The sequence below is a fragment of the Pantoea sp. SGAir0418 genome (assembly GCF_043529865.1).
In genome coordinates, this window is record NZ_CP027911.1 from 454,413 (window position 1) to 466,746 (window position 12,334).

The window sequence follows — 12,334 nt, forward strand, 5'->3', positions numbered from 1 at the left end:
GCATGAAACAACAGTATGAGACGCAGGTCACGGTGCAGGGCAAAGGCGACAGCAAAGCAAAAGCCTTCGCCGATGCGCTCAGCAAGGTGCAGCAGCAGGTGCTGCGCACCAGCCAGAAAATTCTGTTGCGCATTGAACCGCTCGATGTGCGGGTGCTGCGCGCGCAGGAGAGCGTGCGGAAGGAGAAATTTCTGTTCTTCTTCCTCGCGCGTGAACGGCGGAATTACAGCGTGGAGCTGGAAATTACTGTCAGCGTCACTGTGATCGACACCGAGAGCGTGACCTTCACAGCAACGTAAGAATAACGACAACAAGGGTAACAATATGTTTTTAATCATTTTGTTTAAGTCGTTGATCATCGGTGGATTAGTCGGCGTGGGCGTTGGAGCGGGCGCGGCGCGCATGTTCCACGCGCCCGTCACGCAGGGGATGGGTGCCTTCCGTACGCTGGGCGAGCTCAACTCCTGCGAGGGCGATCCGGCTTCGCACTTCTCCTTTGGTCTCGGCTTCTTCTTTAACGCCTGGGCATCCTCCGTTGCCGCGGGCTCCTTCACGCAGGATGTGGATCACCGCATTCTGCCGAACTGGGGCGCGGCCGCACTGATGGTAAAGAACCGCAACGTCGCGGAAACGCTGCATAACCCGAAGCGCATGGCGATTGCCTGCGGCATCATCGGCATGATCGTGGTGGCCTTCCTGAACAGTACCGCTTCTGCCGTACCGGCTGCGCTGCAGGTGACCGCGGTAAAAGTGCTGGTGCCGGCGGCGAATCTGCTGGTGAACACGGTGATGCCGGTGATCTTCTGGCTGGCGGCGATAGATGCCGGTAAGAAATCGGGCTTCTGGGCAACCATTTTTGGTGGTCTGGCGCAGTTGATCATGGGTAACGCCGTGCCGGGTCTGGTGCTGGGCATTCTGATCGGTAAAGGCGTGGAAGAGAGCGGCTGGAACAAAGTCACCAAAGTGATGATGGCTGCGATTGTCCTGCTGTTTGTGCTGAGCGGCTTCTTCCGTGGCTTCGATGTGAAACTGCTGCAATCCTTCCAGCTCGGCATCCCTGGCTGGCTCGACATGATCCACAACAGCCTGAGTGGCAAATAAGGAGCCTTCAGTATGAACGAGAACGAAAACAAAGGGTTCTGGTACGCCGACTGGTCTTTTCCGCTGTTTGTCGGCCTGCTCTCCTCCGGCGTATTCGCCGGGACGCACATGTACTACCTGTACGGCATCGGTGCTTTTAACGAAGTGGCATTCGTTTCGATGCTGCGCTCCGGCATGGAGACCGGCGTGTACGGTGCGGTGGCGGCGTTTGGTGCCAGCTTCTTGTTTGCGCGCATCATTGAAGGCTCGCTGGTAGGGATTCTGGATATCGGCGGCGCGATTCAGACCGGCGTCGGCCTCGGTGTGCCAGCGCTGCTGCTGGGAGCCGGTATCGTGTTTCCGGTGGCGAACTTTGCCGCCTCGCTGGCAACCGGGCTGGTGATTGGCGTGGCGATTGGCTACGTGATTATCCTTGCACGCAAATTCACCATCAACCAGAGCGATTCCACCTACGGCGCGGACGTAATGATGGGCGCCGGGAATGCCTCCGGTCGCTTCCTTGGTCCACTGATTATTCTGTCCGCTATGGCGGCGTCGATTCCGATCGGCCTCGGTTCGCTGGTCGGTGCACTGCTGTTTTACCTGTGGAACAAGCCGATTACCGGCGGCGCAATTCTCGGTGCCATGGTGCTCGGCGCTATCTTCCCGGTTTCGCTGTAAGCGCGAAATGGCTGCACAATCCCGTAGCGGCGCGATTTATCGCGCAATAAATTGCGCCGCTACGGCATGTGCGCTCTGTAAATGGGGGTTTTATGTTTGATCTGATTCTGCGCCGCGCGCGTCTGTGTGATGAACAGCTGGTGGATATCGCGATTCGCGCCGGCAAAATCGCGGCGGTCGGTAAGGTGGACGGCGCCGCGCAACAGGAGCGCGATCTCGGCGGCCGTTACTACGTCAGCGCCGGCTGGATTGACAGCCACGTACACTGCTATCCCAAATCACCGATTTACCACGACGAAGCCGACGCGATTGGCGTGGCGCAGGGCGTCACCACCGTGGTGGATGCGGGCAGCACCGGTGCCGATCACATCGACGACTTTTATCAGCTGACGCGCAGCGCGAAGACCGAAGTGCGCGCGCTGATCAACATCTCGCGCACCGGCATCGTCACGCAGAACGAACTGGCCGACATGGCACAGATTGATGGCGAAGCGGTGGTGCAGGCGGTACAGCGTCGCCCGGACTTTATTGTCGGCCTGAAGGCGCGCATGAGCAGCAGCGTGGTCGGCGACAACGGCATTCAGCCGCTGGTGCGCGCCAAAGCCATTCAGCAGGCGGCGGGCAATCTGCCGCTGATGGTGCACATCGGTAACAACCCGCCGGTGCTGGAAGAGATCGCCGCGCTGCTCACTTCCGGCGACATCATCACTCACTGCTTCAACGGCAAGCCGAACCGCATTCTGTCACCGCAGGGCGAGCTGAAAGCGGCGGTTAAGCAGGCGATCGCGCGCGGCGTGAAGCTGGATATCGGCCACGGCAGCGCCAGCTTCAGTTTTGCGGTGGCGCGCGAGGCGATTGCCCAGGGCATTCTGCCGGACACCATCAGCTCCGATATCTATTGTCGCAACCGCATCAACGGCCCGGTGCACAGCCTGGCGCACGTGATGTCGAAATTTTTCTCCATCGGCATGACGCTGCCGCAGGTGATCGCCTGCGTCACCGTTAATGCCGCAGCGGGTCTGCGTCTGGCCGGTAAAGGTCATCTGACCGCCGGTTATGACGCCGATCTGACCATTTTTACCGTCAAAGAGGAAGCCCGCCCGTTCGTCGATGCTGAAGGCGAACGGGTCACGGGTGAGCAACATTTGCTGTCGCTGGCCGTGGTGATCGCGGGCCAGTGGCATCTGACTGAGGAAGGGAAAGCGCATCATGTCTTCGATTTATGAGAAATATGACCTGAAACAGGTGATCAACGCCTCCGGCCGTATGACCATTCTCGGCGTGTCGACGCCGTCCGCCGACGTGGTGGATACCGTCAGCTACGGCCTCAATCACTACTTTGAGATCAAAGATCTGGTCAACAAAACCGGTGCCTACATCGCGCGCCTGCTGGAAGTCGAAAACGCGGTGGTGGTTTCCTGCGCCTCGGCCGGTATTGCCCAGTGCGTAGCGGCGGTGATCGTCAAAGATAACGACTGGTTGCTGGATAACCTGCACGCCGCGCCGCTCAGCGTGCCGCACGACATCGTGGTGCCGAAAGGCCATAACGTAAACTACGGCGCGCCGGTAGGCAGCATGGTGGCGCTGGGCGGCGGACGCCTGATTGAAGCCGGTTACAGCAATGAGTGCTCGCCAGAACAGCTGGCGGCGGCCATCACGCCGACCACCGCTGCGCTGCTGTACGTCAAGTCACATCACTGTGTGCAGAAAAGCCATCTCAGCGTCGAACAGGCTGCGGTAGTCGCGCGCAAACACGGTATTCCGCTGATTGTCGATGCGGCGGCCGAAGAGGATTTGCAGTGCTATTACCAGATGGGAGCCGACCTGGTGATCTACAGCGGTGCCAAAGCGATTGAAGGGCCAACCAGCGGCCTGGTGATTGGCCGCAGCCAGTACGTCGAGTGGGTAAAACGCCAGAGCAACGGCATTGGCCGCGCGATGAAAGTCGGCAAAGAAGGCATTCTCGGTCTGACTCAGGCGATTGAAAACTACCTGCTGCAGAACAAAACCAGCGGTGCCGACATGGTGGCGAAGATGACGCCCTTTATCGATAACCTCAACACGCTGAACGGCGTCAGCGCGCGCGTGGTGTGGGATGCCGCTGGTCGTGACATCGCCCGCGCCGAGATCAAATTTGATGAAGCGGTGACGGGCTGGCCAACCGGCGAGCTGGTGCAGGCGCTGAAAAACGGCGACATCGCCATCTATTTCCGCGGCTATAAAGCCAACGAAGGCATTATCGAAGCGGATGTGCGCAGCGTCAGCGCGGAACAGCTGCACATCATCTTTAGCCGCATCCAGGCGCTGCTCAGCGGAGGAAAACGCGCATGAATCTCAACCCCAATTTCTATCAGGGCCGTCTGTGCCTCAACGTGCTGGCCGGTTCAAAGCAGAATGCGCAGGCGATCTGGCAGGCGGCAGAAGGGCATGTGCTGGTCGGCGTTTTGTCGAAAAACTACGCCTCGAATGAGGCCGCGATTGCCGATATGCGCGAGTACGCGGCGCTGATTGATAATGCGCTGTCGGTCGGGCTGGGCGCGGGCGACCCGAATCAGTCGGCGATGGTCAGTGAAATCTCGGCAGAACTGCAGCCGCAGCACGTTAATCAGGTCTTTACCGGCGTGGCCACCAGCCGCGCGCTGCTCGGACAGCCACACACTATCGTGAACGGTCTGGTTTCACCAACCGGCACGCCGGGCAAGGTGAAAATCTCCACCGGTCCGCGCAGTTCGCAGGCGGCGGACGGCATTGTACCGATCGCCACGGCGATCGCCATGCTGCAGGATATGGGCGGCAGTTCGGTGAAGTATTTCCCGATGGGCGGCCTGAACGCGGTGGAGGAGTATCGCGCGGTGGCGGACGCCTGTGCGCGCCATGATTTCTGGCTGGAGCCGACCGGCGGTATCGATCTCAATAATTTCGAAGAGATCGTGCGGATTGCTCTGGAGGCCGGGGTCAGTAAAGTCATCCCGCACGTTTACAGCTCAATTATTGATAGCGCCAGCGGCGACACGCGCATTGACGATGTGCGTCAGCTTCTGGCAACGTGCAAGAAACTGCTGTAACAAATGAGTAACAGGTGAGGCTCCGTGAGATTTCCCAATCAGCGTTTAGCTCAACTCTTCGCGGCGCTGCAAAGCGAAACGCTGCCACAGGATGAGCTGGCGCGGCGTTTTTCCGTTTCAACGCGCACGGTGCGCACCGACATCACCGCGCTCAATGCGCTGCTGGAACAGCACGGCGCTCAGTTCGTGCTGGCGCGCGGCGCGGGCTATCAGCTAAAAATCGACGACGCGGTGCGCTTCGGCCGCCTGCAGCAGGAGAGTGCGGCACCGCTGCGGGTGCCGCGCACCTCGCAGGATCGGGTGCGCTATTTGCTGAGCCGCTTTCTCACCGCCGCGTATTCGCTCAAGCTGGAAGATCTGTCGGAAGAGTGGTTCGTCAGCCGTGCCACGCTGCAGAGCGATATGGCGGAAGTGCGCGAGTGGCTGGGCCGCTATCATCTCAACATCGAAACCAAGCCGCGCTACGGTATGAAACTGTTTGGCAGCGAGGCGGCGATTCGCACCTGCCTGACCGATCTGCTGTGGCAAATCGACCAGCAGACGCCGGACAGCCCGCTGCTGACGGTCGAGGCGCTGCACAGCGGCATGCTGGCGCAGCTGCAGCCGCTGCTGGCGCAGTGCTTCACGCAGCATGCCATCCGGCTGAGCGATGAAGGCGAGCGCTATCTGCTGATTTACTGCGCGGTGGCGGTGCGCCGCATCAGCGAAGGCTTCCCGCTCAGCGATCCCGGCGCGGAGGATGTCGGCGAGGAGATACGCGAGGCGGCGCACGATCTGGTTAACCTGATGCGCCCGCTGGTGGGTAAAGGCATCTCGCAGGCGGAAGAGAACTGGCTGCGCGTTAACATTGCGGCGCGGCAGATTCAGGCGCTGGCCCCCAGCACCATCAACGCCGATGACGCGGATGCGCTGGTGGATTACCTGCTTAACTACATCAACACCCATTACAACTACCGGCTGCAGCAGGATGAGCAGCTGCGCGCCGATCTGCTCACGCACATCAAAACCATGATCACCCGCGTGCGCTATCAGATCCACATCCCTAATCCGCTGCTGAGTAACATCAAGCAGCACTATCCGATGGCCTACGATGTAACGCTGGCGGCCGTCACCAGCTGGGGCAAATACACGCCGTATACCATCAGCGAAAACGAGATTGGCTTTCTGGTGCTGCACATTGGCGTCGGGCTGGAGCGACATTACGATGTCGGCTATCAGCGACACCCGCAGGTGTTGCTGGTTTGCGACAGCGGCAACTCCACGCTGCGCATGATCGAGGCGCTGCTGCTGCGCAAATACCCGCAGCTGGTGGTGACGGCGCGGCTGTCGCAGCGTGACTACGAAGTGCGTGCGCACATTGATGAAGATTTTGTTATTTCAACCGCGCGGCTCAGCGAGAAGAACAAGCCGGTAGTGATGATGTCGCCGTTCCCTACGGAGTTTCAGCTGGAACAGCTCGGCAAGCTGGTGCTGGTGGATCGCACCCGGCCTTACATGCTGGAGAAGTACTTCGACGCGCAGCATTTCATGGTGCTCGACCGGCCAATGAGCCAGTCTGCGCTGTTCCGCCTGCTGTGCGATCGGCTGGAGGCGGAGGGCTATGTTGACGCGGATTTTTATCCTTCGGTCGAAGAGCGTGAAGCGATTGTCAGTACCATGCTGGGCGAAGGGATCGCGCTGCCACACTCGCTGGGATTACTGGCTAAAAAAACCGTGGTTTATACCGTGCTGGCGCCGCACGGCGTGAGCTGGGGCGATGAGACGGCTTCGGTAATTTTTCTGCTGGCGATCAGTAAGAGCGAATACGAGGAGGCGATGGCGATTTACGATCTGTTTGTCACCTTCCTGCGCGAAAGGGCGGTGACAAGATTGCGCGACTGCGCTGATTTCGTCAGCTTTAAAGCGGTGGCGATGGATTGTCTGAGCCGGTTGTGAGGGGGATGGGTGCGGTTTGTCCCTCACCCTAACCCTCTCCCGCAAGCGGGCGAGGGGACCGACCCAGCGGCGTGTGAGTTCAGGCGCTGATTCTCAGCGCCCGGTGGATTGACTGAATTCTGGCCCTCAAACCATGCCCGGACGGCTCCCTCTCCCGCGTGCGGGAGAGGGCTGGGGTGAGGGCGAAAGGCCGCCAGCACCAGAAATCAGCCGCGTTTCGCCAGCAGTTTCGGAATCTCACGCAGGCACCAGGCTTTGGCTTCACCCATGCTATCGCGGCGCCACGCCATAATAATATCCACCTCACGGGTATACTCGGCGCTAACAACGCGCAGGCGGCCTTCGGCGATATCTTTCTCTACCATCGGATAGGGCATGGTCGCTACGCCGAGACCGGCCAGCAGCGCGCGGCGTTTATCATCCATGCTGCTTACCGTCAGGCGCTGCTGTTTGTCCAGCAGCTGCACCGTCAATACCGGACGTTCGCGCGCGGTGTCCGCCACAGCGATGCCGCGATACTTAACGCGCGTGACCTCGGACAGCGGCTCGGCTTCCTGATGAATCGGGTGATCCGGACTGGCAACATACACGCTCATAATGCTGTACAGCTTGCGTGTGTTGATCTCGGTGGAGGCGCGAAAATGCAAATCCGGCGCGATCACGATGTCGGCGCGGCCCTGCTCCAGTCGCTCCCACGCGCCCGCCAGCACTTCAGTGACCAGCGAAATCTGCGTATTGGCTTTCTCGGCCAGCTTCTCTACCAGCGGGAACAGCAGCTCGGTCGGGATCAGCGCTTCGGCCACGATGGTCAGATGGGTTTCCCAGCCGCGCGCCAGCGCTTCGGCATCGGTGGTGAGTTTATCGGCGGCTTCCAGCAGCACGCGGCCGCGTTCCAGCAGCATCCGCCCGACGTTGGTGAATTTGGTGCGATGGCCGGAGCGGTCAAACAGCACCACATCCAGCTCCTCTTCCAGCTTCTGCATGGTGTAGCTCAGCGCCGATGGCACGCGTCCCAGCTCGTCGGCCGCCGCGGCGAAGCTGCCGCGACGGTCAATAGCATCCATCACACGTAAAGCTTCCAGGGTTAACGCGCGCTCTTTAGCCATGCCGACTCTCTGTCAGTAAATTTGAATATGCCAGGCAGATTAACTGGCTAACAATCCGGCGTCCAGCCTTTTACCATTGACGTATAAAGCCTGTGGTGGATTCTCACCGCAGTGCGTCGGAGGTAAAGCATGATGACAACCCGCTGCGCGTCCGCATGTGGCCAGGCCGATTTCGGTTGGTTGCAGGCGCGCTATAGCTTCTCATTTGGCCACTATTTTGATCCCCAGCTGATGGGCTACGCCTCGCTGCGCGTGCTAAATCAGGAAGTGCTGGCACCCGGTGCGGCATTTCAGCCGCGCACCTATCCGCAGGTGGATGTGCTCAACCTGGTGCTGCAGGGTGAAGCCGAATACCGCGACAGCGAAGGCAATCACCTAATGGCGCGCGAGGGCGAAGCGATGCTGCTGTCGGCCCGCCAGGGCGTCAATTACAGCGAACACAATATCAGCAAGGATCGCCCACTGACGCGCATGCAGCTGTGGCTGGCCGCCTGTCCGGAACGGGAAAATCCGCTGCTGCAAAAACGCGCGCTGCCGCAGCAAACCCATGTGCTGATTGCGTCACCGGATGGCGCGGACGGCAGTTTGCAGCTGCGCCAGCAGGTGTGGGTACATCAGGTCACGCTGGCACCGGGCGAGCAGTACAGCCTGGTGCTGCACGGACCGCGCGCCTATTTGCAGTCGATTCACGGTGCGCTTGAGGTACGGGCCAGCAGTGCGCATCAGGAGCAGCTGCGCTGTGGCGATGGGGCGTTTGTCAGTGAAGAGGCGCAGATTACGCTGCAGGCGGAAACGCCGCTGCGTGCGCTGGTAATTGATATTCCGGTGTAAAAAAGGCGGCCCTGTTGGCCGCCTGTGGCATTATTTCAGAATGGTAAAGGCGGTGGTGACGTGCTTCACGCCGCTGACACGGCTGGCGATATCCGCTGCTGCCTTGGCTTCTTCCTGCGTTACCAGACCCAGCAGGAACACTTCCCCGTTCTCAGTGGTGACTTTCACGTTGGACGATTTCACCTGATCGCTGCCCAGCAGCTGCGAGCGGATTTTGGTGGTGATCCACGTATCCGATGAAGACGTGCCAAGGCTCACTTTCTGCCCGGTGCGAATCTCGTTATACACCTCTGTCGCGCCATCAACGCCCATGGCGATCTGTTTTGCCCGGCTGGCGAGATCGGCTGACGGTGCCTGACCGGTCAGCAGTACTTTGCCCTGATACGCGGTCACGACCACGCGCGCCTGATTTTTGATCTGCTCATCTTTTGCCAGCGCGTTAGTGACGCGCAGCTCCAGCGTGCCGTCATCAACCTGCGTGCCCACGGTACGTGGGTCGGTGGCGGTTTTGGTGGCGACCGCAGCGCCGCCGGCGACAACCGCCACGCAGCCCTGCAGCAGCATGGCGGTTAACAGAATGGCGATAGCGTTCAATGCTTTCATTTGAGCTCCTTCAGTCATTCCTGGTGTGGGAACAAGGTGTTATCAATCAAATCGCACAGGCAGTTCAGCGTCAGCATATGCATCTCCTGAATGCGTGCGCTGCGATGTGACGGAATGCGAATTTCCACATCGTGCGGACCGAGCAGGCCCGCCAGCTCACCGCCGTCATGGCCGGTCAGCGCGACGATAGTCATATCGCGGGTAACCGCAGCTTCCACCGCTTTAACAATATCGCGGGTGTTGCCACGGGTGGAGATAGCCAGCAGAACGTCGCCGGCCTGTCCAAGCGCACGAACCTGCTTGGCATAAATTTCGTCGTGCAGACGGTCGTTACCGATTGCCGTCAGCATCACATTGTCCGCACTCAGCGCCAGCGCCGGCAGGCTGGGACGCTCGGTCTCAAAACGGTTAATCATGCTGGCGGCAAAATGCTGGGCGTTAGCCGCCGAGGCGCCGTTACCGCAGCTGAGGATTTTGTTGCCGTTCAGCAGTGACTGCACCAGCGTCATCGCGGCGCGGGAAATCGCATCTGGCAGCGCTTCGGCTGCGGCGATTTGCGTCTGAATACTTTCGGTAAAACACGCTTTAATTCTGTCCTGCACAAGACCACCTGGTTCTATTCATCCGCACGAAAGGCATCGGCCAGCCACACCAGTTCGCGCCCGGTGATGGCGATGATGTCAAAACGGCAATTCACCGTATCAAAACTGCCGCCGCGTGCCAGCAACCACAGCGCAGCGGTACGCAGCAGCTTTTGTTGTTTCTGGCGCGTCACGCTGGCAGCCGCGCCGCCAAAACGTGCATCGCGCCGATAGCGCACTTCAACAAACACCCAGCAATCCGCGTCGCGCATAATCAGGTCGATTTCCCCGCTGCGGCAGCGCACATTGCTGGCTTCCCACTGCAGTCCGGCGCGCTCAAGGTAGCGACGCGCCTGCTGCTCCTGCTCAGCGCCGAGGCGCTGGCGGTTTACTGCACCGGAACGATTTGTCCCTGACGATACTGGTTCCATGCCAACTTCCTGTTGATCACGCAATCCGAGTCGGCGCTCAGCTTGCCGGTGTTGCCATCAATGGCGAAGCCCGGTACCTGACGCATCTGGTTAAACTGGTTCGCCAGCGTCCAGGCATCAATGCCCATCGCATAGAGGCGTACCAGCGAATAGTCGTTGTTGAAACTGCGCGCCGCCTGCTGCATCAGGCCAGGATTGGCGCCGGACAGCAGCGGAATATCGCTGAACTGCAGGCCATCCATCTCCAGCCGGAAGTCCGGACCGGCACCGGCCTGCGCACTGCGCGAGCTGGCATACAGGGCGATGTTATTGCGGCTGCTGGTGCGCATGGCAATCATCGGCTTGATCAGCTGCAGTTCGTCCTGAGTGGCAATAATGTAAACCGCATCAACGCTGCCGCTGCTGCTGGCGCTCTCAGGTGCCGGAGCGCTGGTATGCGGTGCCGGAATCGTCAGACCGGCGACCGCCACGCCCTGCGGCTGGTCCGGCTGCACCGTCAGCGGTGTGCCGCTCAGTGCAATACCGGCACCGCTGTTGATGCCCTGTTTCAGCTCGCCCACGCCGCCGAAACGCTGCTGCAGCACGGTTGCGCCGCCCAGCTTCTGCCACTCCTGCGCAAACGCTTTGCCCACGCGGTCGCCATAGCTACTGCGCGGCATCAGCAGCAACGGCTGGCGTTTGCCCTGATCCCAGATATGGTGCGCGGCATCGCGCGCTTCGTCTTCAGGAGAAAGCGCAAAATAGCAAATATTCGGATGGTTCTGGATCTGCTCTGGTTCGTTGAGCGCCAGCACGTTCAGCGGTGTCTGGCTGTTGGCGACCTGTTCCACGTTATTTTTCAGCAGCGGACCAACCACCAGGGTGGCACCATCCTGCTGCGCCTGCTGCATCACCTGAGCAATCGGCTGGCTGCTGGTGTCATACACTTTCACCTGGGCGCTGCTGGCAGGCTGCGCGACGGCTGGCTGTGCGGCGGGCTGCTGCGGCTGTGCGCTGTCTGACGGCGTGATGGCCGCGGCCGCCGGACTGACTACCGCGTTGGCATCGCCATTGGCTGGCGTTGCCGTGCTGGCGGGCTGTTGCGTGGAGGCGCTGGCATCGCTGCTGGCCGGTGCGGCAGGGGCTGCTGGCGCAGTCAGCACACCGTTTTTTGCATCGTTAAAGCCTTTCTGGATGGCACTGGCGAACACCTGCGCCTGACCATTAAGCGGCAGCAGCAGCGCGATTGTGCTGGTCGAGGCTTTAGTGAAGTTCTGCACCTGGCTGAGCTGGGTCGGCAGGGTTTTCGCGCCAGGGTTTTGCGGATAGCGCGTCTGCCAGTCGCTAATGGCGGCTTTCAGCATCTGGGCATCCTGGCTGTTGGCGTGCCAGGTATTCAGCAGGTCAAGCCAGCCCTGCAGCGTATTTTCGTCGGCGTTGATCACCACGCTGTTGAGCTGATCCTGGGTTAGCTGGGTCAGCGCCTGCCAGGTGGCGTCAATATTGCTCTGGTGATCGGCGCCTTTCAGCAGCGTTTCCTGAGCAATATAGGCGCGCAGCAGCGCGAGCGACGGACGATTTTGCGCAGCGGCAATCTGCAGCGCGTAGTAGCGCACCTGCTGATCCTGCGACAGGTCAGCGGCTTTTATCTGTCCCAGCAGCTGCTGAGCACCGTTGAAATCCTGCTGGGCAATCTGCAGCTGGGCGCGCAGCAGCAGCAATTCCTGCTGTTGTACGTCAGAGAGCTGCTGTGGCAGCTGACCGAGCTGATTTTGCGCCTGCGGATACTTTCCTTCCTTCAGCAGGGCACGGATGGCAAGTAATTGCCAGTCGGTCTTGCTATCATCGCTGCTTTGCTGCACCTGCTGCAGATAATAGTCAGAGCGGCCCGTGGCAGGACCCTGCACGTTTACGCTTGAGGTTTGCTGCGGTCCCTGGCCGCTACAGGCGGCCAGAATCAGGCCCGCGAGCAAAACAGGGACCAGGCGTCCTGCTTTATGACGTACGACTTTCGAAGGAAGCATACTGTATCCAGTGATGTT

13 protein-coding genes are annotated in these 12,334 nt (G+C 60.2%); 8 read left to right on the forward strand and 5 right to left on the reverse strand.

Translation table 11 applies throughout. The features are described from left to right. The first annotated feature begins 2 nt into the window (after nucleotides 1-2). The 7 genes from C1N84_RS02140 (at nucleotide 3) to C1N84_RS02170 (ending at nucleotide 6,761) form a co-directional block, all read left to right on the forward strand. The gene (locus C1N84_RS02140) at nucleotides 3-299 is read left to right on the forward strand and encodes a DUF4312 family protein (RefSeq protein ID WP_021509726.1); all 297 of its coding nucleotides are present in this window, start codon (nucleotides 3-5) and stop codon (nucleotides 297-299) included. Nucleotides 300-324: 25 nt separating this feature from the next. After that, entirely contained in the window at nucleotides 325-1,101 is a 777-nt protein-coding gene (locus C1N84_RS02145) for a DUF4311 domain-containing protein (RefSeq protein WP_021509725.1), read from the forward strand. Nucleotides 1,102-1,113: 12 nt separating this feature from the next. Next, nucleotides 1,114-1,761 (forward strand): DUF4310 family protein, encoded by a 648-nt coding sequence (locus C1N84_RS02150; RefSeq protein WP_021509724.1) that lies wholly within the window; start codon nucleotides 1,114-1,116, stop codon nucleotides 1,759-1,761. A gap of 92 nt (nucleotides 1,762-1,853) precedes the next feature. After that, entirely contained in the window at nucleotides 1,854-2,987 is a 1,134-nt protein-coding gene (locus tag C1N84_RS02155; RefSeq protein WP_264441927.1) for an amidohydrolase/deacetylase family metallohydrolase, read from the forward strand. After that, nucleotides 2,971-4,092 (forward strand): DgaE family pyridoxal phosphate-dependent ammonia lyase, encoded by a 1,122-nt coding sequence (locus tag C1N84_RS02160; RefSeq protein ID WP_125309919.1) that lies wholly within the window; start codon nucleotides 2,971-2,973, stop codon nucleotides 4,090-4,092. Before C1N84_RS02155 ends, C1N84_RS02160 begins: the two co-directional genes overlap by 17 nt. Continuing rightward, nucleotides 4,089-4,826 carry a 2-dehydro-3-deoxy-phosphogluconate aldolase gene (locus C1N84_RS02165; protein ID WP_264441928.1) on the forward strand — a complete coding sequence of 246 codons (738 nt, stop codon included), beginning with the start codon at nucleotides 4,089-4,091 and terminating at the stop codon, nucleotides 4,824-4,826. The genes C1N84_RS02160 and C1N84_RS02165 overlap by 4 nt, the downstream gene beginning before the upstream one ends. 24 nt (nucleotides 4,827-4,850) lie before the next feature. Then, nucleotides 4,851-6,761, forward strand: a complete 1,911-nt coding sequence (locus C1N84_RS02170; protein ID WP_021509720.1) for a BglG family transcription antiterminator — start codon at nucleotides 4,851-4,853, stop codon at nucleotides 6,759-6,761. Between the two features lie 206 nt (nucleotides 6,762-6,967). Here C1N84_RS02170 and C1N84_RS02175 read toward each other — a convergent pair whose 3' ends face one another. Next, the gene (locus C1N84_RS02175) at nucleotides 6,968-7,867 is read right to left on the reverse strand and encodes a LysR family transcriptional regulator (RefSeq protein WP_021509719.1); all 900 of its coding nucleotides are present in this window, start codon (nucleotides 7,865-7,867) and stop codon (nucleotides 6,968-6,970) included. Between the two features lie 129 nt (nucleotides 7,868-7,996). Between C1N84_RS02175 and C1N84_RS02180 the strand changes: the two genes are divergently transcribed. Next, nucleotides 7,997-8,698, forward strand: a complete 702-nt coding sequence (locus tag C1N84_RS02180) for a pirin family protein (RefSeq protein ID WP_264441929.1) — start codon at nucleotides 7,997-7,999, stop codon at nucleotides 8,696-8,698. Between the two features lie 30 nt (nucleotides 8,699-8,728). Here the strand turns inward: C1N84_RS02180 and dolP are convergent, their stop codons facing one another. The 4 genes from dolP to C1N84_RS02200 are packed head-to-tail and all read right to left on the reverse strand — an operon-like array spanning nucleotide 8,729 to nucleotide 12,316. Next, entirely contained in the window at nucleotides 8,729-9,301 is a 573-nt protein-coding gene (gene dolP, locus C1N84_RS02185) for a division/outer membrane stress-associated lipid-binding lipoprotein (protein ID WP_021509717.1), read from the reverse strand. 14 nt (nucleotides 9,302-9,315) lie between these two features. After that, nucleotides 9,316-9,903, reverse strand: coding sequence for a DnaA initiator-associating protein DiaA (diaA, locus tag C1N84_RS02190; protein WP_021509716.1), 588 nt, complete (start codon nucleotides 9,901-9,903; stop codon nucleotides 9,316-9,318). Between the two features lie 14 nt (nucleotides 9,904-9,917). After that, on the reverse strand, nucleotides 9,918-10,313 hold the full coding sequence (locus C1N84_RS02195; protein ID WP_264441930.1) for a YraN family protein: 396 nt from the start codon (nucleotides 10,311-10,313) through the stop codon (nucleotides 9,918-9,920). After that, a complete protein-coding gene (locus C1N84_RS02200; protein ID WP_264441931.1) occupies nucleotides 10,271-12,316 on the reverse strand; it encodes a penicillin-binding protein activator in 2,046 nt (681 codons plus the stop codon). Before C1N84_RS02200 ends, C1N84_RS02195 begins: the two co-directional genes overlap by 43 nt. Nucleotides 12,317-12,334: the final 18 nt, after the last annotated feature.